This is a genomic window from Allobosea sp. WAO, assembly GCF_001509835.1.
Taxonomy (GTDB): Bacteria; Pseudomonadota; Alphaproteobacteria; order Rhizobiales; family Beijerinckiaceae; genus Allobosea.
In genome coordinates this window covers 222,634-245,803 of the sequence record NZ_JXTJ01000004.1, presented here as the reverse complement: position 1 = coordinate 245,803, position 23,170 = coordinate 222,634, and the positions used below count along the sequence as shown (strand labels likewise).

At 63.7% G+C, this 23,170-nt stretch carries 24 protein-coding genes; 8 read left to right on the top strand and 16 right to left on the bottom strand.

Going from position 1 to position 23,170, the window contains the following annotated elements; genetic code table 11:
- Positions 1-26 precede the first annotated feature (26 nt).
- On the top strand, positions 27-446 hold the full coding sequence (arfB, locus tag DK26_RS05695) for an alternative ribosome rescue aminoacyl-tRNA hydrolase ArfB (protein ID WP_066469260.1): 420 nt from the start codon (positions 27-29) through the stop codon (positions 444-446).
- Entirely contained in the window at positions 439-996 is a 558-nt protein-coding gene (locus DK26_RS05690) for a regulatory protein RecX (protein WP_066469257.1), read from the top strand. The genes arfB and DK26_RS05690 overlap by 8 nt, the downstream gene beginning before the upstream one ends.
- A 22-nt stretch (positions 997-1,018) precedes the next feature.
- Here the strand turns inward: DK26_RS05690 and DK26_RS05685 are convergent, their stop codons facing one another.
- Positions 1,019-1,999 (bottom strand): tripartite tricarboxylate transporter substrate binding protein, encoded by a 981-nt coding sequence (locus DK26_RS05685; protein ID WP_066469255.1) that lies wholly within the window; start codon positions 1,997-1,999, stop codon positions 1,019-1,021.
- A gap of 286 nt (positions 2,000-2,285) precedes the next feature.
- On the opposite strand from DK26_RS05685, the gene DK26_RS29315 reads away from it, so the two are divergent.
- Positions 2,286-2,429: a hypothetical protein gene (locus tag DK26_RS29315; protein WP_198162286.1), complete on the top strand. Its 144-nt coding sequence runs from the start codon at positions 2,286-2,288 to the stop codon at positions 2,427-2,429.
- 96 nt (positions 2,430-2,525) lie between these two features.
- On the opposite strand, the gene DK26_RS05675 is transcribed toward DK26_RS29315, so the two are convergent.
- The 3 genes from DK26_RS05675 to DK26_RS05665 all read right to left on the bottom strand — a co-directional run bounded on the left by DK26_RS05675 (position 2,526) and on the right by DK26_RS05665 (position 6,234).
- Entirely contained in the window at positions 2,526-3,443 is a 918-nt protein-coding gene (locus DK26_RS05675) for a 3-hydroxyacyl-CoA dehydrogenase NAD-binding domain-containing protein (protein ID WP_066469248.1), read from the bottom strand.
- Positions 3,444-3,462: 19 nt separating this feature from the next.
- Positions 3,463-4,437: a tripartite tricarboxylate transporter substrate binding protein gene (locus DK26_RS05670; protein ID WP_066469247.1), complete on the bottom strand. Its 975-nt coding sequence runs from the start codon at positions 4,435-4,437 to the stop codon at positions 3,463-3,465.
- A gap of 75 nt (positions 4,438-4,512) precedes the next feature.
- Positions 4,513-6,234 carry an IlvD/Edd family dehydratase gene (locus DK26_RS05665; RefSeq protein WP_066469245.1) on the bottom strand — a complete coding sequence of 574 codons (1,722 nt, stop codon included), beginning with the start codon at positions 6,232-6,234 and terminating at the stop codon, positions 4,513-4,515.
- A gap of 63 nt (positions 6,235-6,297) precedes the next feature.
- Here DK26_RS05665 and DK26_RS05660 point away from each other — a divergent pair, with 63 nt between their 5' ends.
- The 3 genes from DK26_RS05660 (at position 6,298) to DK26_RS05650 (ending at position 9,168) form a co-directional block, all read left to right on the top strand.
- Complete coding sequence (locus DK26_RS05660; RefSeq protein ID WP_066469243.1) at positions 6,298-6,990, top strand: GntR family transcriptional regulator; 693 nt, start codon at positions 6,298-6,300, stop codon at positions 6,988-6,990.
- 1,427 nt (positions 6,991-8,417) lie between these two features.
- Positions 8,418-8,771, top strand: a complete 354-nt coding sequence (locus DK26_RS05655; RefSeq protein WP_066469242.1) for a hypothetical protein — start codon at positions 8,418-8,420, stop codon at positions 8,769-8,771.
- 133 nt (positions 8,772-8,904) lie between these two features.
- Positions 8,905-9,168 (top strand): DUF1488 domain-containing protein, encoded by a 264-nt coding sequence (locus DK26_RS05650; protein WP_066469240.1) that lies wholly within the window; start codon positions 8,905-8,907, stop codon positions 9,166-9,168.
- A 703-nt stretch (positions 9,169-9,871) separates the two neighbouring features.
- Here the strand turns inward: DK26_RS05650 and DK26_RS05645 are convergent.
- The gene (locus DK26_RS05645; protein ID WP_066469238.1) at positions 9,872-10,879 is read right to left on the bottom strand and encodes a glycosyltransferase family 4 protein; all 1,008 of its coding nucleotides are present in this window, start codon (positions 10,877-10,879) and stop codon (positions 9,872-9,874) included.
- Between the two features lie 20 nt (positions 10,880-10,899).
- Positions 10,900-12,504, bottom strand: coding sequence for an alpha-amylase family glycosyl hydrolase (locus DK26_RS05640; RefSeq protein WP_066469237.1), 1,605 nt, complete (start codon positions 12,502-12,504; stop codon positions 10,900-10,902).
- 143 nt (positions 12,505-12,647) lie between these two features.
- On the opposite strand from DK26_RS05640, the gene DK26_RS05635 reads away from it, so the two are divergent.
- The gene (locus tag DK26_RS05635; protein ID WP_066469236.1) at positions 12,648-12,947 is read left to right on the top strand and encodes a hypothetical protein; all 300 of its coding nucleotides are present in this window, start codon (positions 12,648-12,650) and stop codon (positions 12,945-12,947) included.
- 31 nt (positions 12,948-12,978) lie between these two features.
- Here the strand turns inward: DK26_RS05635 and DK26_RS28430 are convergent, their stop codons facing one another.
- The 7 genes from DK26_RS28430 to DK26_RS05610 form a co-directional block, all read right to left on the bottom strand.
- A complete protein-coding gene (locus DK26_RS28430) occupies positions 12,979-13,239 on the bottom strand; it encodes a hypothetical protein (protein WP_083532985.1) in 261 nt (86 codons plus the stop codon).
- A gap of 103 nt (positions 13,240-13,342) precedes the next feature.
- Positions 13,343-13,567 carry a hypothetical protein gene (locus DK26_RS28425; protein WP_083532984.1) on the bottom strand — a complete coding sequence of 75 codons (225 nt, stop codon included), beginning with the start codon at positions 13,565-13,567 and terminating at the stop codon, positions 13,343-13,345.
- Between the two features lie 37 nt (positions 13,568-13,604).
- A complete protein-coding gene (locus DK26_RS05630; protein WP_066469235.1) occupies positions 13,605-13,862 on the bottom strand; it encodes a hypothetical protein in 258 nt (85 codons plus the stop codon).
- Positions 13,863-13,875: 13 nt separating this feature from the next.
- The gene (locus tag DK26_RS05625; protein WP_066469233.1) at positions 13,876-15,219 is read right to left on the bottom strand and encodes a glycoside hydrolase family 130 protein; all 1,344 of its coding nucleotides are present in this window, start codon (positions 15,217-15,219) and stop codon (positions 13,876-13,878) included.
- Positions 15,220-15,256: 37 nt separating this feature from the next.
- Complete coding sequence (locus DK26_RS05620; protein ID WP_066469232.1) at positions 15,257-17,539, bottom strand: glycosyltransferase family 4 protein; 2,283 nt, start codon at positions 17,537-17,539, stop codon at positions 15,257-15,259.
- Positions 17,536-18,492 carry a class I mannose-6-phosphate isomerase gene (locus tag DK26_RS05615; RefSeq protein WP_083533057.1) on the bottom strand — a complete coding sequence of 319 codons (957 nt, stop codon included), beginning with the start codon at positions 18,490-18,492 and terminating at the stop codon, positions 17,536-17,538. The genes DK26_RS05620 and DK26_RS05615 overlap by 4 nt, the downstream gene beginning before the upstream one ends.
- Positions 18,493-18,654: 162 nt before the next feature.
- Positions 18,655-18,918, bottom strand: coding sequence for a hypothetical protein (locus tag DK26_RS05610; RefSeq protein WP_066469230.1), 264 nt, complete (start codon positions 18,916-18,918; stop codon positions 18,655-18,657).
- Between the two features lie 431 nt (positions 18,919-19,349).
- Here DK26_RS05610 and DK26_RS05605 point away from each other — a divergent pair, with 431 nt between their 5' ends.
- On the top strand, positions 19,350-19,574 hold the full coding sequence (locus tag DK26_RS05605; protein WP_066469229.1) for a hypothetical protein: 225 nt from the start codon (positions 19,350-19,352) through the stop codon (positions 19,572-19,574).
- Between the two features lie 817 nt (positions 19,575-20,391).
- Here the strand turns inward: DK26_RS05605 and DK26_RS05600 are convergent.
- The 3 genes from DK26_RS05600 to DK26_RS05590 form a co-directional block, all read right to left on the bottom strand.
- The gene (locus DK26_RS05600) at positions 20,392-20,886 is read right to left on the bottom strand and encodes a flavin reductase (protein WP_184231666.1); all 495 of its coding nucleotides are present in this window, start codon (positions 20,884-20,886) and stop codon (positions 20,392-20,394) included.
- A 224-nt stretch (positions 20,887-21,110) separates the two neighbouring features.
- A complete protein-coding gene (locus tag DK26_RS05595; RefSeq protein WP_066469224.1) occupies positions 21,111-22,142 on the bottom strand; it encodes a methionine synthase in 1,032 nt (343 codons plus the stop codon).
- A gap of 28 nt (positions 22,143-22,170) precedes the next feature.
- On the bottom strand, positions 22,171-23,157 hold the full coding sequence (locus DK26_RS05590) for a DUF1852 domain-containing protein (RefSeq protein WP_066469222.1): 987 nt from the start codon (positions 23,155-23,157) through the stop codon (positions 22,171-22,173).
- Positions 23,158-23,170: the final 13 nt, after the last annotated feature.

Sequence of the window (23,170 nt, the reverse complement as noted above, 5' to 3'; positions counted from 1 at the left end):
TCCTTGGGGTGCGCTACCGTCCTCCCATGATTCAAGTGACCCCGTCCATTGCGATCGACGAGAGCCTGATCGAGGAAAGCTTCGTGCGCGCCTCGGGGCCGGGCGGGCAGAACGTCAACAAGGTCTCGTCGGCGGTCCAGCTGCGCTTCAACGCGGCAGCGGCCAATCTGCCTGACCATCTGCGTGAGAAGCTGCCGCGCGTCGCCGGAAAGCGGATGACGCAGGACGGCACAATCATCGTCGTAGCGCAGCGCTTTCGTGACCAGCAACGCAACCGCCAGGACGCGCTCGAACGCCTGCTCGCGATTCTGCGTGAGGCAGCCGAGCGCCAAAAGACCCGCCGGCCGACCAAGGCGACCTATGGTTCGCAACAGCGTCGGCTGGCTTCCAAAGCGAAGCGCAGCCGCGACAAGAGCCTGCGGGCCGGCAAGCCCGGCGATGACTGAGACGGACACCGGCGCAAGCCGGGCACGAAGCGCGGGGCAGGGCCGGGTGCCTAGGCTGATCACCCCGACCTATCTGCAGCGGGCGGCGATGCACTATCTCCATCGCTATGCGGCCTCGTCGAGCCAGCTTCAGCGGGTTCTCGAGCGCAAGGTCGAGCGCAGCTGCCGCCATCATGGCGGCGAACCTAGCGAGTTTGCCAGCATGGTCGCGGATGCGGTTGCAGCCTGCGTCAGGGCCGGCCTCGTCGACGACCAGCGCTTTGCCGAAGCGCGGGCCGCGAGCTTGCGGCGCAAGGGGCGTTCGGCCCGCGCCGTTTCGGCCGGTCTGGCAGCCAAAGGCGTCTCGCGCGAGATCGTCGCGGCGGCCTTGCCTGATAGCGAGGAGGACGAGCTTGCGGCGGCGCGGATCGCCGCAAGGCGCAAGCGGCTGGGCCCCTGGAGCCGCCCCGGCTCGGAGCCGGATCGCCAGAAGCAGCTTGCCGTACTCGCGCGCGCCGGCTTCAGCATGAAAATCGCCCGCGCCGTGATCGACGATGCGGGCGAGATATAGGCTTGGCCTTGGATTGAAAGCCTCAGTCGGGCTTGACGTTGGCGTCGGCGACGACCTTGCCCCAGCGCTCGACCTCGGACTTGACGAAGGCACCGAACGCCGCGCCGTAGAGGTCCGGGGTGTCCGAGCCGTTCCTCTTCCAGGCTTCGCTGACCATTGGCGTCGCGAGCGCCTTCTTCACCTCGGCCGTCATCTTCTCGACGACCTCCGGCGGCGTGTTCTTCGGCGCCCACATCGCGTACCAGGTCGAAACCTCATAGCCGGGCAAGCCGGCTTCAGCGGCGGTCGGCACGTCCGGGAAGGCGGCGGTGCGCTTCGGCGCGGCGACGGCCAGCGCCCTGAGCTTGCCGCCGGAGATTTGCGCCGCCGAGGAGCCGAGCCCGTCAAAGGCGAGATCGACCTGGCCGGCGACCAGGTCCTGCATCAACGGGCCGGCGCCGCGATAGGGCACATGGGTGAAATTGGCCTTGGACATCAGCTTGAACAGCTCACCGGCGAGGTGATGGGTCGTGCCGTTGCCGGCCGAGCCGTAGTTGAGCTTGTCCGGATTCTTCCGGCCGTATTCGATCAGCTCGGCCAGCGTCTTGGCCTCGACCTTGCCGGGGTGGACGACCACGACCTGCGGCGGCTGCGCGATGACCCCGATCGGGATGAAGTCGGTCTGGATGTTGTAGTCGAGCTTGGGATAGAGCGCCGGCGCGATGGCGTGATGGGCCGCGCCGATGAAGAAGGTGTAGCCATCACCGGCCGCCTTGGACGCCGCCGAGGCGCCGACCGTGCCGCCGGCACCGCCGCGATTGTCGATCAGGATACGCTGGCCGAGCTGCTGCTCGAGCTGCGCCGCCAGCGGCCGGGCGAAGGCGTCGGTGCCGCCCCCGGCAGGGAAGGGCACGATGAAGGTCACCGGCTTCTGCGGCCAGGCCTGTGCCTGTACCGGCGCTGCGGGCACCAACTGGACGATGGCGGCGAGCGCGATCGCGCCGAGCCAACCGGATTTAAGCATTCTGATCCTCCCCAATGGAATGCGGAAGAGGCTCTTTGCGGCCTCGTACCCGCCTGCCGCCCGGCAATGGCGGCCGGGCGTTCGCGAGGATTAGGACATCACTGCTGACGAATGGCAAGAGAGCGCCGCCGTTACGCCGAGGCCTTCGATCCTGCAACATCTGCAGATTTAGAGCAGGGCGACGGCAGATACCGGCTGGCAGGCGGAATTTGTCGCGCAGCAGGATTATGCGCGCCTTAGCGGCGCATCGCTGGACCTCTTGTCGGCCAGCTCCGATCAAAGCGTCGTGGCCGCGATCGGCCTCGACCGGCCGGAAGCCTTCGCGCCGTCGGCTCTCAGTATGGCCATGATCATTTCGTCGCGCTGGACACCGCCGAAGAAGGCCGCGCCGCGCGCCACGCCTTCGGAGATGAAACCTGCGGATTCATAGGCGAGTCGGGCGCGCAGGTTCTCCGGAAAGACACCGAGCCAGAGACGGTGTGCCTCGGTGGCGCTCCGCAACCAGTGCCTACGATGGAGTGGCCCGTCAGTCGCTGACCAGCGTGCGCGCCTTCAACAGGGCGAGCAGGCCCTCGTCGCGGCGCGCCTCGAGCTCGGCGATAGAGCGGCCACCCGCTTCCTCCGCCACGCCTGCGACGATCTTTGCCTGGACATCGGCGTCGAGCGATGGACTACCGAGCGACTGCCAGCGCCGCACCTGGCTCGGCCCGAGATGGGCGAGGTAGCCGGCGATGCCGCCTTCGCCGCCGCCGAGATGATAGGTCATGTGCGGTCCCATCAGGGCCCAGCGCAGGCCCGGACCGTTGCAGAGGGCGGCATCGATATCGGCGACGCTGGCGACGCCCTGCTCGACCAGATACACCGCCTCGCGATAAAGCGCAGAGGCGAGACGGTTGGCGATATGGCCGGGCATTTCGCGATTGAGGACGACCGGGCGCCGGCCGAGCCCGCGATAGAAGGCTGCCGCGCGGGCGACGATCCCGGGATCGGCCCCGACGATCTCGACCAGCGGCACGAGATGCGGCGGATTGAACGGGTGCGCCACGATGATCCGCTCAGGCTGCGCGCAATCGGCAACGATGGAGCTGCGGACCAGAGCCGAGGTCGAACTCGCGATGACGACCTCGGACGGAAGCAGGCCATCGATCTGGGCGAGTAGCCTACGCTTGACGGTCTCGCTCTCCGGACCGTTTTCCTGAACGAAACCAGCGCCCTCAAGCGAAGTCGCAAGATCGTCCGAGAAGCCGACGGCGCCGGAGCCCGTCAATCCGAGTTCCGCCAATTGCGCCCGCGCCCGCTCGACATAGCCCAGGAAGCGCGCCTCGGCCTCGCGATTTGGATCGTAGGCGGAGACGCTGATCCCATGGGCGCTGGCGAGAGCTGCCCAGCTGGCGCCGATCATGCCGGCGCCGACGATGGCGAGGCGTTTGACTACATCACTCATCAGTTGCGCCCCGCGCTCGTCACTCGGGCTTGATGCCGCTTGCCTTGATGAGATCGGCCCATTTCGTGATCTCGCTTTCGATCAGCTTCGACGCCTCGCCCGGCGTGCTCGGCTTCGGGTCGACGCCCTGCAGCGCGAGCGCTTCCTTCACCTTCGTGCTCTGCAGCGCCTTGTTCAACTCGGCGTTCAACTTGTCCAGAACCGGTTGCGGCGTGCCTGTCGGGGCGAGCAGGCCGAACCAGGACGAGACCTCGAAACCGTCCAGCCCCTGCGAGATCGCGGTCGGCGTTTCCGGCATGAAGGGCGAGGTCTTCCGGCCGGTCGTCGCAATGGCGCGCAGGGAGCCTGCCTTCACATGCTGGAGGACGGCAGGGATGGTATCGAACATGATCTTGACCTGGCCGCCGACCATGTCGGTCATCGCGGGCCCCGAGCCGCGATAAGGCACGACCGGCATCTTGGTACCTGCCTTCAAGTTGAAGAGTTCGCCCGAAAGATGCTGGGGCGAACCCTGGCCCGAAGAGGCGTAGGAGAAGTCGGACGGATTGGCTTTGATGAGTGCGACCAGTTCGGGCACGGTCTTGGCCTGTACCGAAGGATGGACGACCAAAGCGAGCCCGACATTGCCGGCGAGCCCGACGGGTACGAAATCCTTCTTCAGATCAAAACCCGGCTTGGCCTGAAAACTCATGTTGATCGAGTGGCTGGTCAGCGCACCGAGCATCAGGGTGTAGCCATCGGGCGTGGCACGCGCGGCGGCCTGTGCCCCGACATTGCCGCCGGCACCGGCCCGGTTTTCCACGACGACACGCTGGCCGAGGCTGTTCGACAGCTCCTCTGCAACGACGCGGCCGATGATGTCGGTGGCGCCTCCAGGCGCATAGGGCACGATCAGTGTGATCGGCTTCTGCGGATAGGCCTGCGCGAAAGCCGTAGCAGGAAGAGCCAGCGAAAGGCCGGCGAGCGCGCCGATCAGGTGGCGACGGTCGAGCATGGGGTATCCTCCGGAAGGGTCACGCGGACTGGTTGGCTCCAGCCTCGTCGGGAACTTTTGGGCCGGGGCGGCCGATCAGCAGAAATCGAAATCGCAGCCCTCGTCGGCCTGCAGGACGGTCGTCAGATAGAGGTGGCGATAGCCACGCGTGGCCTCGGAGAGATGCGCCGGCGGCTGCCATTCGGCCTTGCGCCGCTCGAGCTCGGCATCCTCGACCAGGAGCGCGATCTCGCGCGCCTCGACGTCGAGGCGGATCATGTCCCCATCGCGGACGAGCCCGAGCGGGCCGCCGACGGCCGATTCCGGCGTGATATGCAGGACGATCGTGCCGAAGGCGGTGCCGCTCATGCGCGCATCCGAGATCCGGACCATGTCCTTGACGCCGGTCTGCGCCAGCTTCTTGGGGATCGGAATATAGCCCGCTTCCGGCATGCCGGGCGCCCCCTTGGGGCCGGCATTGGTCAGAACGAGCACGTCGTCCGCCTTCACGTCGAGGTCGGGATCGTCCATCCGCCGGACCATGTCCTCGACCGAAGCGAAGACGACAGCGCGCCCGGTATGCTTCAGCAGGGCAGGAGAGGCGGCCGAGTGCTTGATGACCGCGCCACCAGGAGCGAGGTTGCCGCGGAGCACGGCCATGCCACCGGTCGGCTTAACCGGACTCGCGGCGGTGCGGATGATGCTCTGGTTCGGCACGTCCTCCGCTGCGTCGGCGACTTCGCCGATGGTGCGTCCGTCGATCGTCGGGGCCGACCGATCGAGATGGTCGCCGAGCTCCTTCATCAGCTTCGGTACGCCGCCGGCCCAATGGAAGTGCTCCATGTAGTGGTCGCCGGAAGGCTTGAGGTCGATCAGCACGGGAACCTTGCGGCCGATCGCGTCGAACTCATCGAGGTCGATCGAAAGCCCCGCACGACGCGCGATCGCGGCCAGGTGAACGAGCCCGTTGGTCGAGCCGCCGATCGCCTGAAGCACGGTCAGCGCATTCCTGAAGGCGGTTTCGGTCAGGATATCGCTAGGCTTCGGGCCACCGCTGGCGAGCCTGACCGCCTCGCGCCCGCTCGCTTCGGCGGCGCGGATGCGGTCGGCATGGGTGGCGGGGATGGTGCCCGAGCCGGGCAGGGCAATGCCGAGCGCCTCGACCAGGCAGCCCATGGTGCTCGCTGTGCCCATCACCATGCACGTGCCCTGGGTGGGCGCGAGGCGGCCGCTCAGCACTTCGATCTCGGCCTCGTCGATCTGGCCCGCCCGGTGCTGGCCCCAGAGGCGGCGGCAATCGGTGCAGGCGCCGAGCACCTCGCCCTTGTGGTGGCCGACGAGCATCGGGCCGGTGATCAACTGGATCGCCGGAATGTCGGCGCTGACGGCGCCCATCAGCTGGGCCGGCACTGTCTTGTCGCAGCCGCCGATCAGCACGACGGAGTCGCAGGGCTGTGCCCGGATCATTTCCTCGGTATCGATGGCCATGAGGTTGCGCAGGAACATCGAGGTCGGGTTGGCGAAGGATTCGTGGATGGAGATCGTCGGGAACTCCATCGGCAAGCCGCCCGCCAGCATGACGCCGCGCTTCACCGCCTCGATCAGCCGCGGCACGTTGCCATGGCAGGGATTGAAGTCGCTGAAGGTGTTGGTGATTCCGACAATCGGGCGGTCCAGCGCATCATCGGAGAAGCCCGCAGCCTTGATGAAGGCCTTGCGCAGAAACAGAGAGAAGCCGGGGTCGCCATAGGTTGCGAGATTGCGGCGCATGCCGCGTGGAGCGGGCTTCGATCGGGGATCGCTATCGGACGTGCTCATGGCGCCAGCAGAATATCTGGCAACAGGATTGTCAACAATTATGCCGAAGAGTTATAAACTGGCATGACCGTAGTCGCCCTGAAAGCCCAGACTGCCGAGCGCGTTCGTGGCGTTGCCGCGATGCTCGAGGAGGAAATCGTTCTCGGCTGGCTCATGCCGCGCGAGCGCCTGATCGAGGAGGAGCTTGCCGAACGGCTCGCGGTGAAGCGGCACGTCGTGCGCGAGGCTTTGGCCGAGCTGGAGCGCGTCGGCCTCGTCGAGCGGGTTCCGAACCGCGGCGCCTTCGTGAAATTGCTCGATCCGGTCGAGGTGCGGCAGATCTACCTGGTGCGCGAGGCACTGGAGACGCTCGCGGCCGAACAGATTTCACTGTCCGCACCGGACGAGCTGCTTTTGCGGCTCGAGGAGATTCAGGGCGCCCACAGTGCCGCCGTAGCGTCTGGCGACGCACGCGCTGCCTTCCGCGCCAACATGGCCTTCCACGAGGCGCTGTTCGCCGCCTGCGGCAATCCTCATCTCGTCGAGCTGATCCAGACGATGGCGCAGAAGGTCCATGGCGCCCGTTCGATCACCGCCGCGAGCGCGGAGCATCTGTCACGCGCGCGCGACGAGCATTTCGGCATGATCGAAGCAATCAAGGCCGGAGATCGGGACCAATTGGTCGCGCTCTGCCGCCAGCATCTGGGGCCGTCGCGGGACGCCTACATTGCCGCGGTCGAGCCTCGTTTCGTACGGGCGAAAAGCACCGGGGCGTAGCCGCGGCCGGGAAGGCGGCCAGGCTGAACCGGGAAACCGTTGCATAGGCGCGGCTTGCCCGGCGACAAGGCTGGGGCGCAGCCCGATTATTGGCGCTGCCACGCCAAATTTTCCAATGAGTCCAGTCGATTTGGCTCCCAATTGCGCGCGCGATGTAGCCCGATTGAACGTCGTGCAGGGCGTTGTGTAGCTCGATTAAGCGTTGTGAAGCGTGCGACGTTTAATTGGGCTACACAACTGCAAGGTGGAGCGCGCGACAGGACACGACGAGCGCCGCGGACGCCCACTTTAAGTGGGGACGAAGTCACTCGCGCTTTGCATACCCTCCCTCGATTCGCTTGATCCTGTCATTGTGGAACCGCACCTTCTCGCGATCCCGCGCAAGTTGCTCCGGCGTCGAACCAAGATGGTGTTCGTCGGCATCAAGAACGAGCAGGAGATCAAGGACCTGACGGCCTTCCTCAAGCTGCTCGACGCAAGCGGGAAGAAGACGCTGTGAGCCAATATCACGCCCGCCTACGCGACAGCCGAAGGTGGCCCTTTCCTGACGTTCGGAGCGTCCGGTTTAGGGCAGTTCATTTTGGCGATGGGCAGTGAGCCGGAGTTGGCGTTGGCCGCTGTGGCGGACGTCGACTTCCGCGAATTTTCAGTGAAGCACCGCTCGACGGGAACACCGGCTCTTTGCGTTTGATGGAGGTGCCCCGCTCTCAGGCTGGCAAGAGGCCTATTTAGGGCGCTTTTCAATGCAGCTGCTATATCTTCTCGTTTGGGTTCGATTGAACCAAGCAAGAATATTCAGTCCAAATGAGATGGCGATAGCAACTTCGGCTGCGGTACTGTCACGCGATTAGCGCAGGACCAATTCGCTGATCGTTCCATCAAGCCTGCCGGCGAAGACAAAGCCGCACCGACTGAACTGGGCATTCGGGCGGCTTGAGCACACTCGCTGTGACTATGCTTCACCGGCCGGCGGCTGAACGCCCCGACCAACGACATGGAGCCAGAGAGACGAGCCGAAGATGGCAACGCCACCACCCCCGGCTCCTCCATCGCCCGATGCGGGTCAAAGCAACAGAGACTCAATCTGTAGCACCGTAGGGGCCGTCGGTCTCACGCATTCGCTCGCCAGCGCAATTTACTTCTGTCCTATGCGAATGGAGCTGGCGAGTTGTCCATCCATGGCGCGGCCCGGCAACTCGATCTGATCGGCCCCCTGCCCCGCGACGAGCCTAAGATACCAAGCGCCGGCCCGACGGCGAACAACGAAGAAAAGATAGGATTTACGCTTTTTGAGATCTGCGCCTTCTGAATCTCAGATATCTCTTAAAGCAACGAAAGCAAATCGAATTGAATGATGATCTACCGCACGCAAAACGTGATATGATATTTTACAGAAGATTTTCTTCCGGTTCGGAAAGTCCGACATCATGAAAATTCCAGCAGAACTAAAGCCGGCCGCCTGGGGCGCCGTCGGCGGCGCTATTGCCCTTGCGATCATCGGTTTTACCTGGGGCGGCTGGGTGACACAGAGCACGGCGGAGCGAGAGGCCAGGACGCGTTCGAGCACGGCCCTTGTGGCAGCTCTCTCGCCGATCTGCGTGGCGAAGTTCCAGCAGCAGGCCAATGCGACCGAGCAGCTCGCCGAGTTCAAGAAAATCAGCTCCTGGCAACAGGGTGATTTCATCGCAAAAGGAGGGGGGGCGACGATGCCGGGCAGCTCCTCGCCTGATTCCGATGTGGCCAAGGCCTGTGCGATAGCCCTCGGCATTACAAGAAGCTGAGATCTTTCGGTCGCGCGTTGCGGGGCACCCCAACCTGCGCCTTGCTGCGCGACGCACCTTCTCAGCGTCGCGCGACAACTGCCCCAGCGGACCCACGATACGCCTGAACTGGCCAATCCTCGAGGATGATCCGATGAGCCTCCAATTCCCCAATCCAATCCGACGATATGACACCGCGCGGGACTGCGTATGCTTCTGGGGCTCTGATTCTGCCCTGGAGATCGCATTCGAGGTCGAGCTCGCAGCGTTGCGCAGCATCGACTCTTCGGCGGGCCCGGGCGAAGCGTCGATGCTGCGGGCGTACGATGGGCATCTCGCTACCATCCGGGAGGCCGCCGGGGCAGCCTATTCCCGCAAGCGCAAGAGCTACCATCGCTTGACGGCTTCCGACTTCTAGTCTGACTTGGGATTCGCCCTTGGCGGCCGGCCGACAGGCTTCTCGCGGTCTTCTGGCCGCTGCGGCGTGGCCTTTGCGGCACCAACAGCTGGCGTGGATGGGGAAGGTGCGGCTGTCGGGGCGATTGTCGGCTTATTAGTGTTTGCAGCCGGCTTCGGCTCGATCGTCCTGAAACGGATCATCACTGTCCTGTGGTTGGCTGACGCTCGCATGAACTCGGTCCCAAGGGACTGCCGCCCAAGAGCTCAGAGCGCTAATTCCTCTTCGAGACTGCGGCCTTCACGACCGCAGCGGCAAGACTATTGGGGGCGGGAGCTGCAAGCTTCGGCTTGTCCTGCTTTGGCTTCTTGGCCTCGCGGTTCCCACGTCGTTCGCCTTTTGACATGCCGTTCTCGTCCTCGTTCGGAGATTGCGGGTCGCGATCTCTCGGGTCGTACCGGCCGGAGCTGGGCGTCTCGCAGGCAGTCGCCTATCGAAATACGCATGCGAGATTGCAGGCGCGGATGTCACTCAGGAGAAGCGAGCAAGTGCTCGGTGCAGCGCGGCCGGCTAGCTGCTGCTGCGGCTACCTTGGGGAGGGACCCAGGCAAGTCATGTCGAAGCAGGGTTGCAGCCTAGGCCAGGGCTGGGGAAAGCGCACGTTGTTTCTTCGCGGCCACCCCTCGGGACCCGTGCGCTTCCGTCAGCCGGGAGCGCATGTGGTTCATCCCAGGATGGAGCGATACAGTTCGAGATAGCGATCGGCCATGTGGTCTACGGTGAAGCGCGCTGCGACAGCTGCCCGGCAGGCGGCGCGCTCGATCTCGGGAAGACGGCCAATCGCAGCCACTGCTTCCTCAATGCTATCGACCAGGAAGCCGGTCACGCCGTGTTCGATCAGTTCAGGCATCGAGCCGCGGCGGAAGGCGATAACGGGCGTGCCGCAGGCCAACGCCTCGATGACCGACAAGCCGAACGGTTCCTCAAAGTTGATCAGGTGCAGCAGCGCCTTGGCCGAGCCGAGCGCATGCGTGCGAGCGGCGCCGCCAACTGGCCCGAGATAGACCACGCTCTCGCTTTCGAGCGCGGGGGCGACCTGCGCTTCGTGGTAACCGCGGTCCTGGACGATGCCGGCCATGACCAGCCGCCGCCCGGCTGCGCGCGCGGCGGCGATCGCTTCGGCCGCGCCCTTGTCGGGGTGGATGCGGCCGAAGAAGAGCAGGTCGTCGCTCCCGACCGGATCGAACGGGAATTCCTCGATCTGGATGCCGTGATGGATCGTCGCAGCATAGCGTAGATCGCGATGCCGGTCGGCGGCGCTGATCGCGACATAATGGACCCGGTCCTCATAGGCCTTGAAGGTCGGCAGGATGCGCTCCGAGGAGAAGCCGTGGATCGTCGTCACCACGGGTGTCTCGACCAGGCGCGAGAAGGCGAGCGGCACGAAATCGGCCTGGTTGTGGATCAGGTCGAACTCGCCGGCGCGCTCGAAAACATGCGCGACGTGCAGCAGCTCCCAGACCTTGGCGTCGATCGCCGGGTCCTCGGAATATGGCGCCGGGCAGATGCCGGCCAAGGTGCCGGCCGTGCGGCTATCCTGTGTGGCGAAGAGGGTGACGTCGACGCCGCGTGCCACCAACGCCTCGGTCAGCAGGCTCGTCACCAGCTCCCAGGGGCCATAATGGCGCGGCGGCGTGCGCCAGGAGATCGGCGCCAGCATAGCGATACGCATCCGTTCGTTCCTACCTCTGATCAGTCGACGAGCGTCAGGATCACGCCTTCGTTCGGCCGCAGGAGCAAAGCGCCGTTCCGCACAGGCGTCAGATCAGCAAGCGTGGACAGAAGGGAGCGGCAACCATGCGCCCAGTCCGGCAACTCCAGGCGTTGCGGCCGCGCCCCGAGATTGAGCGTCACGATCAGCCGCTCTGCACCATGCCGACGCTCGTAGGCGAGTATGTCGCCCTCGGCATCGAGCAGCGCGAAATCACCGATGGTCAGTGCAGGATGGGTGCGCCGGGCTGCGAGCAATCGGCGATGCAGCGCCAGCATCGAGCCAGGCTCGGCCGATTGGCGCTCCACGTTCCGGGCTGGCCAGTCGGCGTTGAGCGGCAGCCAGGGGGGCGCGGTGCTGAAGCCGGCATGCGCGCTGTCGTCCCAAGGCATCGGCGTGCGGACCGGATCGCGCCCCAGGCCCTTGCCGTACTGGCGCAGCTCGCGCGGATCCTGGACCCGATCGGCCGGGATCGGCACATCGCTCAGGCCGAGTTCGTCGCCGTAATAGAGGGTAGGCGTGCCGCGCAGGGTCAGTAGCAACATCGCCGCCACCCGCGCCTGGCTTTCCCCAAGCCTGGTCGCGACGCGCGGGCGGTCATGATTGCCGAGCACCCAGTTCGGCCACCCGCCGGGCGGCAGAGCCGCCTCGTAGGCGGCGATGAGCGCGGCCAGCGCCCGTGCCTGCCAGGGCGCCGCGATCAACTGGAAATTGCCGGGCAGATGCACACCGGGTCGACCCTCGCCGTAATAGCGCATCAACCGCTCGACCGGCAGATAGATTTCCCCGATCAGCAGGCGTTCGCCCTGTCCCACGCGCTGATACTCATCCGCACAGGCACGCAGGCCGGCTGCGATGTCATGGACCTCGGGCTGGTCGGTCGAATGCAGCTGGAGCAGGCGATCCATCTCGCCGAGCGCTGATGTGTAGGCCGGGTTCGGCGGATTGTCCGGGAAATCGGCCGCCTTGATCAGGTGCCAGAGCACGTCGATACGGAAGCCATCGACGCCGCGGTCGAGCCAGAAGCGCATGATGTCGTGCATTGCCGCCTGCGCGCCCGGGTTGCGCCAGTTCAGGTCCGGCTGCTGCTTCAGGAACGCATGGTAGTAGTACTGGCCGCTGGCCTCGTCCCATTCCCAGGCCGATCCGCCGAAATCGCTGATCCAATTGTTGGGCGGTCCGCCTCCGGGGGCCGGATCGCGCCAGAGATACCAATCCCGTTTCGGATTGCAGCGCGAGGAGCGGCTTTCGACAAACCAGGGATGCTGGTCGGAAGTATGGTTCGGCACGAAATCGAGCAGGACCTTGAGCCCACGCGCATGGGCCTGCGCGAGCAAGTCGTCGAAATCGGTGCGGGTGCCGAAGCGCAGATCGACGTCGCAATAGTCGGAAACATCGTAGCCGAAATCGGCCATCGGCGAGGGATAGATCGGCGAAACCCAGATCGCATCGACGCCGAGCTCGGCGAGATAGCCCAGCCGCCGCGTGATACCCGGGAGGTCGCCGATCCCATCGCCGTTGCTGTCCTGGAACGAGCGCGGATAGATCTGGTAGATCACGCCGCTCGGCCACCAGGGTGCGGTCATTGCTGCGTCCCCCCATGCCGGCTCGATGCAGGAGAGCCGGCGGTAGGAACTCGAAAGGCCCGTCGCTTATCCCGGAACGAGCCCGACTCTGGGCCTATTGCCGCAGGTCGGAACAAAACGACTCGGGCAATGGTTGGCTCGTCATGATCAGTTCCAGGACCATTCCACCGACACTGCCTGCCAATCAGTCCGAGGCCGCGGACGGCTCGCACGTAGACCATGACATGGAGCTGTCGCTCCCCGTAGACGCGCCGAGCAACATCGTCAGGAAGCGGCAACAGCGGAAGGCGCGATCGGTGGCAGGGCGCCATATTGATGAAGCGCTTTCGGGGCTTCCGATCTCCGATCAGGTCAAGGCTTCGCGAAAAGCAACGTTGATCGACCTTCCGGATGGCACGCCGCTCAAGCGACGCGTCAGGGGGGCTGGCGCGAAGTCGGTTTGATCCGCGCCGAGGCCGGGCCGATTGGCCTTGCTCAGTCACTCCCACCAGATCTTTCATCTGCACACAGTCGCCGGCAGGTCCCCCGCGTAAAGCGTTCGATCTCGGCCAGCGCGTCATCGAGGGAGTTGAAGGGGCCCCGCCGCATGTTCTCCATCGTTTGTAGTGCGTGACCTGCCGGATAGACCGTAAACTGGCCCGCCCCGCTGTCCTCGACATAGCCCATGTCACGACCGAGCAGATCGGTCAGAAACCAGTCCGTTCCATTCGGATTTTGTGTGACGTCGATGTCCAAGCGAACTCCGTCGGTCGATGCCGCGATCCCACAGGCTCAAGGTGCAGACTTTAGCCAGTCCATGGTCTTTTGGTCGCGTGCTCCCAAATCGACGTAGCGCCAGTCAAACAATCCGATTGCGCTTGATCATAGGCGACGCTGACTCTGCAGCGGCACGCTCGGCCGCTTCCTTCTGCAGTCGCAGCGCTTTCAAGCGGGCCGTGTTGGCGTCGCGCGCATGGTTGATGCTCTCCGTTTCAGAAACTACGCGATTGCGCGACAAGGATTGGGTTTGTGTCCTCAGGAACGCGGCCTCTGCAGCCGCGCGGGATTTCGAGTTTTTGACCATCTGCCTTCTCCGGAGGGTGTCGGCTTGCGGAATGAAATCAATACTGTAGCGCTCGTCGCCCGACGGGGCTGAGCACGGCCCCGAAGCTGTCCGAAACGATTTGATCATGCCCGATAGCCCGTTCATGGCCGTCGGCTCCGCGAACACGGTACTCGCGCTCGCCGTTCGCGCGCGTCGGCATGATCCGAACAACCTCATACTCGCCGGCACCGGATCGATCAGCGAAGCCGAAGGAAAGCCGGACCACGTCTCCCGGCTCGATCGAGCGTTGGGTCACTGCTTCATGCTGGGTCATTTTTATGTTCCTTTCAGGGAGGGGCGTCCTGCCGCAAATCGTGCGTCTCATCCGCGGTGATTGGGCTCAGGGCCTGCAGCAGTGCCTCGATCCTGATCGTCGCAAAGTTGCAGTAGGTATCGGAGACCGCGTAAGGCAGGACGATCTGGTCCCGATGGCGCATCGCTCCGCAGGTGTAGACGACGTTGGGGACGTAGCCCTCGCGCTCGGACGGTTCCGGCCGGACCAGGGGCTCGCGTGATCGCGCAAGCACTTTCGACGGGTCACGCTTATCGAGGAGAACGGCGCCGATCGCATAGCGTCGCACCGGTCCTACGCCATGGGTGAACAGCAGCCAGCCCTCGTCGAGCTCGATCGGCGAGCCGCAGGTCCCGATCTGAATGAACTCCCAGGGGTATTGCGGTTTCAGGATAGCGACTCCGCCGTCCCAGTTCATCAAGTCGTCCGAATAGACGAGATAGAGGTTCTCGTTGTCCTGCCGCGCAATCATGGCGTAGCGGCCGTCGATCCTGCGAGGGAACAGCGCCATACCCTTGTTCACCGCCGCACTGCCTCGCAGCGGCGACATCCGGAACGACAGGAAGTCGGTGGTCTCGATCAGCTCGGAGCGTATCCCCCTGCCATCATAGGCCGTGTAGGTCGCGCGGAACAAGGTTCGCCCGTCCTCGTCGAATTCGACGAAGCGGGCATCCTCGATCCCGTTCGACTGCGACGCCGTGATGGGGAAGATTACCCGCTCGCTGATGTCGCCGTCTGAGTTGAAGACCACTTCGACGTCGTCGCCATCGAGACGGACCATGCGGTTGCGGAAGGTAGCAATCGTCGCGAGGCGCGAGGTCGGATCGACGCTCAAACAGCCGTCGGCAGCGATTGTGCCGGAGCGGAAGGTCAGGGATGAGATATGCCCTTCGCCGACGGCGCGCACGCTTAGAATGAAGCGACGTCCACCAGGCGGAGCGCCGGACTGGTCGGGGTGCGAGACGATGCTCGGGTTGAAGAGCGCCGCGGCCTCGAACGAATACTCGTGCAGGAAATAGGATCCGATCAGTTGGCGTTGCGTCTTGGTAAATTCGCCGTGCGCCGTGAATACCTCCTCCATTTCGTCGGCGCGTGCCTCGAAGCGTTCCAGCAGGTTCCGGTGCCGGCCGTTGAAGTTCTCCAACACCTCGGCGAGTTGGCTGGCCGCCGCTGCTTGGCCAATTCCCATCACGCGCGCGACGATGTGGTTCGCCCGGAGTTTGTCCCTGGGGTTCATGTCGCGTGGATCGGGCGAAGGTCCGAAGCGGCGCACCACGACCCGGGCGGGATCAGGGTGCAGATGCAAGGCCTGCCGGTTCAGGAAGGTGGCTAGCGGCAAAGCGGCCTCAATTCAGTTTGGGCGGATCGCCAAAGGCTCAGGCGTGCAGGACCCGAAGCGGCGCCAGTTTCGGGCGGTCCCCGGTCATGCGGGAGAGCTGGCGAATTTCGGCGAGGCTGAGGAGGTAGGATACCACGGATTCGCCGCCGCGGTTCTCATTGGGCCGGTCACGGTGCAGGCCGTCGCGGCAGGCGCCGGTTTCCAGATCGACCAGCGGGGTCGACAGATCATTGTCTCCCATGAACCAGGCGAAAGCGCGCATCGCCTCCGCCCGCCATTGCGTGTCGCCATCGGCGCGCCAGGCGGCAAGGCAGGCCGAGATGGTCGCCGTGGCCTCCAGGGGCTGCTGGTCGAACGCCTTCGGCGGGCTGAGCCTGTCGCCGAAGCTCTCCGAGCCCACCGGCCGGAAAAGCCCTGCAGGCGTGCTCTGCACCCCGACCAGCCAGCGCAGCGAGCGCAGGCCGGCCTCGACATAGGCGGGGACCTGCATCGAACGCCCGGTGGCGATCAAAGCCTGCGGCAATCGGGCATTGTCATAGGAGAGACCTTCCTCGAACCAGACCCAGTCCGGCGTCTCGACCGTCGACAGCAGGGCGAACAGACGGTCCGCCAGCAGGGAGCGCAGCTGGACGGTGGACGACGGCGCCGCGACCGCGGTGCAGTAGGCGTCCAGGCCGAGCAAGGCGAACCCCCAGGCACGGGGCGAGCTGAAGCTCTCGACCGTGGGCAGGGCCTCGGCGAACAGCGCGGCGGCCCAGCGCCGCCGTGACGGGCTGGTGTCGCTGCGGGCGCATTCGCCGAGAGCCCAGAGCGTCCGGCCATGGCTGTCCTCCGAGCCGACCTCCTCGAGCCAGCGTCGATCGAAGCTCATGAAGTTGCGGAAGCGCCGCGCCTGCGGATTCCAGGCATGCTGGACGAAAGAGGCGAACCGCGCTGCCAGAGGCTCGGACAGGTGCTGCTCGCCGGCGCTGCCGAGAAGGCAGGACAGAAGCAGCGCCCGGGCATTGTCGTCGACGCAGTAGCCATGCGCGCGGTCCGGCACAGAGTGGACGGCGTGCTGGAAGAGGCCAGTGTCGTCGCACATGCAATGGAGATGGTCCGTCCGCAGCTCCGGTGGTGCGGATGGCTGAAGGGGTGGTCTTATCTGCGCTGTCCCGGCAATCACGTTCAGCAAACGGGTACGCCGCGCCGACTCGAATGTGGCGAGATAGCGCTTTGCGGTCTGCTCCCAGGTCATGGAGCGGCTGCAGGCATAGGCGCGCCGGCGCATGGCCTGTCGCCTGGTCGTGTCGGTCAGCAATCCTGCGATCTCGTTTCCGGTCGCGACGACGTCGCTGAACGGCACCAGCACGCCTCGGCCATCGGCGAGCAGTTCCTGGGCATGCCAATACGGCGTCGAGACGACCGCTTTTCCGAGCCCGAAGCTGTAGGCCAGAGTGCCCGACGTCATCTGCGCCTCGTTGAGATAAGGCGTCACGTAGACGTCGCACATCGCGATGAAGCCGAGCAGCGTCTCGCGATCGACGAACTGGTCGAGGAAGACGACATGATCCTCGATGCCGAGCTCGTGGACGCGCTTCTGCAGGCCGGTGCGGTAGGCTTCGCCCTGCTCGCGGACGAGATGGGGGTGGGTGGCCCCCAGGACGACATAGATGGCGTCGGGCCGCCGTCTCAGGATCGACGGCATCGCATCGATCATCACCTCGATGCCCTTGTTGGGCGAGAGCAACCCGAAGGTCAGGATCACCGAGCGGCCGGCGAAGCCGAGCCTGGCCTTGGCCTCGTCCGGTTCGACGAAAGCAAAATCCGGGATGCCATGCGCGATCACCTCGATCTTGTCGGCGGGAAGCCGATAGATGGTGCGCAGCATGTCGCGCCCTTTCTCCGCCATGACGACGACGCGGGACGAGGCGTCGACGATGCGCTCCATGACGCCGCGCTGCGCCTGGCTCGGCTTCGACAGGACGGTATGAAGCGTGGTGACGACCGGCATCGTCAGGCGTGACAGCAATCCGGCGACATGCGCGCCCGCCTCGCCGCCGAAGATGCCGAATTCGTGCTGCAGCGAGACGACGTCGAACCGGCTCTCGTTCAGGAAGTCGGCAGCGCGCGCATAGTCCTCCATTCGGTCATCGCGGATCTGGAACCCGACGGAACTCGGATAGTCGTAACCGTCGCTATCGTTCATCGCTACGATCGACGTCACCAGATCGGGGGCCGATGCGGCCACCGCCTGCTGTAGATCGGTGGTGAAGGTCGCGATGCCGCAGCGGCGTGGCAGCGAGTTGCCGATGAAGGCGATCCGGTGAAGTGCGGTCATGCTCGTGCCTCTGTGGTTGGACTCTGCGTATTCGCCCCGGCGGCGGGCAGCAGCGGCCGGTGACTCGTGCTGTGGGCTGGGGTGGTCGTATTTCGGACTGCAATCGGCCGAAGAAGGTCATGGCTGGGCAAGGCGGCATCATAGGCGACGAGGCAAGTCAGGCCCGTTCGCCCGGCGGCGAGATGCGTGGTCTCAGCCTGCACGAACCAGCCTTCGCCCATTTGCGCGCGCCACGGCCCGATCCGGCCCTCTCCAGCGATTACCAGCAGCCAAGTCTCGGCCTGCGCGCGGAGTTTCCATAGCGACTCCGGCGCAAGCTCGAAGCGCTCGAAGCTGAAGAACGCGGTCGCCAGGAGCAGCGTCCTGGCATCGCTCAAACGCCGCGTCGGCGCCTGTCCTGCGGCCGGTCCGGCATGGGCGACAGCAACACCGGGCTCGATATGAAGCTCGCGTTCGCGACCGTAATCGAACAGGCGGAAGGTCGTGTCGCTGCGCTGCTGGATCTCGGCGAGCACGAGGCCCGGGCCGATCGCGTGTATAGTCCCTGCCGGCACGAAGATCACATCACCCGCCGCGGCGGTTCGCCAGGACATGCGTTGACAGATTGAACCGTCCTCGATTGCGGCTCGCAGCTGTGCCTGTGAGAGTGACGACTTCAGGCCGACTGCCACCGTGGCGCCGGGCTCGGCGGCGAGCACGTACCAGGCTTCGGTCTTGCCGCGTGCAAGCCCCATGGCGTGGGCAGCGTCGTCATCGGGATGCACCTGGATCGAGAGAGCTTCGCTCGTGAACAGCAGCTTGAATAGCAAGGCGGGATCAAGAGCAGGATCGAGGCGCTGCAACCAGATTTCGCCGATGGCGGCGCCATGATGATCGACCCCGCTCCAGGGCTGGAGATCACGTGAGCCCCAGGGTTTCGGAACGGCCTGCAAGCGAACCAATTCGAGAGCCATGGCGAACTCCAAAGTCGCCGGGCTTCGACAGTTCGACCGGATTGTCGAACGGTGCTGCGGCGGGGCCGGCAAGGTATGGATGTCGTCAAAGGCAGCGCCGGTAGCGGCTTTGCCTCTGCGAGAGCGACCGGGCTCCTGCCCGCGGCTCTCAAGTCCTGGCGGTCAAGGCAGCTGCTGGTGGTTTTCAAGGGCCGCTGCGAGCTGAGCCGGCTCGACCGGAACCATCTGATGCAAAGACCCGGCCGCTCCGATAGCCCGCGAATGGACAAAGCCGCCGACACGTCGCCAGGCGAGCCTGAAAGCGCTCTCGATTGATTCCTCGTCGTAGTCGACCGGGCACTCCCCGGCGGGCAGAGGTGCCTCGAAACCGGGCAGCAGAAACGGAGACGAAAAATGGACGGAGATCTGCGTGGTGCGACTGGTCACGACGGCTTCCTTCCTAAGGTGCGCCCCTGAAGCGTCAGAGATTTCTGACGACACGGTAAGGCGCTCCAGGCAGCAGCCCGTCGCTCGCAATCAGCGATTTCATTGCCGTGGGCTCGTGATGTGGATATGGGACAAATTCAGCCTGAAACAAGCCATAAAGTAAGATTCATTTTAAAATTCGCGCCGAGAATTGTTCTCATAGAATTTTTTCTTATCAAGAATCGTTTTAAAGCGCTGATATCGTGAATTATTATTTTGTTTTTTCAGACACCTTGCTGATTTTTATTTTACCACGCTCTGTCGATCGTGGTTTCAGTAGCCATATTGGAGTCTCGACGCCCGCGCGGGCCGTCTAGGGACCTGCCGGAGTTGGCAGCTCATCATTCCGATGCCCATGCGGCTTTCAGCCTCGCGCAGAAGGATTTTGAGCCATGGCTCGTCTAATCACGAAGACAGGACAGCGTGCGGAGCTGGTCTGTGACATGTCGAAAGAGAGATCTGGCAAGCTCATCTGCGACCCCAACATATTGGCTCTTGCCGACCTTCAAGGCGATCTGATGCTGGAGACCGACGACGGTGGGCGGTGCCATATCAGGATCACTTCGATCGGCGCGGACCATCTGACATTTGCCGGTCGCATGGTCGAAAGCCTTTGAGACTGGTTCTGCACCAACCGGCTTCGCATCGCGGCTGGCAACCATGGTCGGGAGCCGCTCGGCGGACCTTGCGGACTGCGTCGTCAGCCGAGAATCCGCCTAACTCTGACTTCGAGCCGACAGTTCGGGAATACTGAAAATTCCCCGCTAACAGGACTTCGGAGATCACAATGACAAGCGTCATCTCACACTGGAATTTATACAGGATCTGGCTTTTGAGCCGATACCCGATCTGGCTCGCTTATGGCGGTCTTATTGCAGCGATGGCACTCGCTTTCGCCGTCGTATCGCATTGACCCGCGTCGGTCGCCAAAATGTAGTGCCTAAGACCGGGGCTCCTTGGTTCGATGCTGACTGATAGCGTCATCAGCGTTGGCAGGGGTGTCGGATCAGGAAATCGAGTGGCGGCGACATACCTAGCGAAGTTTCTGACGGACCAGAGCAAGGTCGTTTCGGATCGTCGTGGCGGCTATCCACCTTGATGCAGCCTTCTTTGGTGACATCGGCTCCTAAGCCTGTCGCAAGCTCAGAATGGATGCGTGATCCGAGTGCGGGATAGACCGCTTCGAAGCAAAGCCGTCCAGCAGCGCAGCACAGGCTCAAGCCGTTCGCCTCCAATCGAAATCGCTCGGCCGGACCGCCGATGACGCGGACCCCTATGCTTGCAAGGTGTTTGGCAATCCGCTCCTCGAGGCTATTGCGCCCGTCGAGAACAAGGCTGACGCGGTCGGTGAGGGTGAAGGGCGGGTACCGCCTGTCCACAGAGCCGGCAGCAGGCCAACCCTTCGCCTTCCTTGAGCGTGAGCCGCCTTGATGGTTAGCCGTTGAGATAGCGACGCATGCAGTAGAGCAGCGTCGCCTGTTCGTCGTGCTCGCGAATGTCGATGACGCGACCGAACAGGACGCGATGGGTTGCCTCGTCCACGGCATTGGAGAGCTCGCATTCGAAGCTGACCGAGGCGTTGGCCAGGACCGGGACGCCGGTGAGGCCGTCCCGCCATTCGCCAAGCTCAAATCGGTCCTCCCACGGATTCTTTCCGCCAAAGACGTTGGAGATATCCTCCTGGCCCGGCATCAACGTGTTGACGCAGAAATGGCGCGCGTTCTCAAAGGCGTGGAAACACGAGCTCGCGCGATTGATGCAGAAGAGTAGCGTTGCCGGGCTGTCGCTGACACTGCAAACCGACGAGGCGGTGAAACCGTAGCGCTTACCGCCAGACATGGCGGTGACGACGTTGACCGCCGAGCCGAGGCGAGACATGCCGTTGCGAAATGCGGCTTTGTCCACGATGTCGAAGCGGTGGTCCATCATCCCCATATCCAGCCTCTCAACAAAGCTCTGGGCGAGCACAGCCGAAGCGGTCGCACACCATCCCTTGCTCGCATCAGATTGCGGCACCCTCCGCCTGGAAAGATCGGCCCGCGGATCCCGACGAGATCGGCGCGGTTGTCCGGCAAGCGCGAGGGCACCATGTTGAATCCGTTGGCAGTCCCGTTGGTGATCAGGTCGCCAACGTTTCGGCAAGTTCGCTTGCGCTAGGCCGCGCCGAGTTCTTCTCGAACGATTTTGGCACCTGCCCCCAGCGCGCGCAGCTTGCCTCTGGCTACGCTACGAGACAGAGGTGCCATGCCGCAGTTGGTGCAAGGATAGAGCTTGTCGGCATCGACAAACTTGAGCGCTTTTCTGAGCGTGCCGGCGACTTGCTCGGGCGTCTCGATGGTATCGCTTGCGACGTCAATAGCCCCGACCATGACCTTCTTGCCCCGGAGCAGCTCGATAAGCTCCATCGGAACGTGGGAGTTCTGACATTCGAGAGAGACGATATCGATGCTGGATTTCTGAAGCTTCGGGAACGTCTCCTCGTATTGCCTCCACTCCGAACCGAGGGTCTTCTTCCAGTCCGTATTGGCCTTGATGCCGTAGCCGTAGCAGATGTGCACGGCGGTCTCGCATTTGAGGCCTTCTGCCGCCTTCTCCAGCGTGGCGATGCCCCAGTCGTTCACCTCGTCGAAGAAGACGTTGAACGAGGGCTCGTCGAACTGGATGATGTCGACCCCGGCAGCCTCCAGTTCTCTGGCTTCCTCATTGAGGATCTTGGCGAACTCCCAAGCCAGTTTTTCGCGGCTCTTGTAGTGCGCGTCGAAGAGCGTATCGATCATCGTCATGGGGCCGGGCAGGGCCCATTTGATAGGCTGCTTGGTCTGCTGGCGCAGAAACTTGGCGTCGTTGACGAAAACGGGCTTCGGGCGAGACACTGCGCCGACAACCGTCGGCACGCTCGCGTCATAGCGATTGCGAATTCTGACGGTCTCGCGCTTCTCGAAATCGACGCCGTCGAGGTTCTCGATGAACGTCGTGACGAAATGCTGGCGCGTCTGCTCGCCATCGCTGACGATGTCGATGCCGGACTGCGATTGAGCTTCCAGGGACAGGAGCAGCGCATCCCGCTTGCCCTCGACCAATTCCTCATCCTGAAGCTTCCAGGGCGACCAGAGCTTCTCGGGCTCTGCAAGCCAGGACGGCTTCGGCAAGCTGCCGGCGGTCGAGGTGGGCAACAGTGTCTTCATGATCGGCAGCCTTATTCTCTTCGGTTCGTCAGGAAGCGTAGTTGGCGGACCACTGTTCGAGCATGGTCCTGTAGGGCGATATGAATTTTTCCTCGGCGAACTTTCCTTGCTCGACGGCTAGCCGGCCGCGCTCCTCGCGATCGTACACGATCCGGGTCAGCGAATAGTCCTGGTTCTTTAGGCTCGGCTGGTAGCACGTCCCGGCGACGGCATTGGCGTTGTAGATCTCGGGACGGTAGATCTTCTGGAACGTCTCCATCGTGGCGATGATGCTGATGAGTTCCAGATTGGTATAGTCCCGGAGAATGTCGCCCATGAAATAGAAGGCGAACGGCGCGACGCTGTTCGGCGGCATGAAGAAGCGAACCTTCAAGCCCATCTTCCTGAAATACTCGTCCGTCGGAGAAAACTCGTTCTGAACGTACTCGACGCCGAGGATGGGGTGATGATTGTCCGTCCTCTGATAGGTCTTGCTGCTGGACGCGCTAAGGCAGATGACGGGCGGCTTGCTGAAATGATCCCTGTAGGCTTTTGAATTCAGGAACAGCTTGAACAGGTTGCCGTGTAGCTCGCCGAATTTATCCGGCGTTCTGAACTCGGTTCGGTTCTTGTTGTACTCTGGCAGGAGCACGCTGAAATCGTAATCCCGGACATAGGACGAGAAGTTGTTTCCGACGATGCCTTCGGTCACCTCGTTCGTCGTACGGTCAATGATGTTGGTCTTCAGGATCTCGATAAGCGGAAACGCACCGCTGACGTCGCCCTCGCCGACGTTCATCTCGACGGAAATGATCTCGACTTCGACGGAGTAACGGTCCGCGTTCGGGTTGTCCCAATGCGCCAGGCTGTTGAACCGGCTGTCGATCATCTTCAGCGCATTGCGCAGGTTCTCGCGACGGTTGTTGCCCCTGGCCAGATTGGCGAAATTGGTCGTGGCGCGCGTATTCTCCGACGGCTGATAGTTCTCGTCGAAGCGGATCGCCTTGATGCTGAACGTGAAAACTTGACTCTGCATGATCCGGCACCCC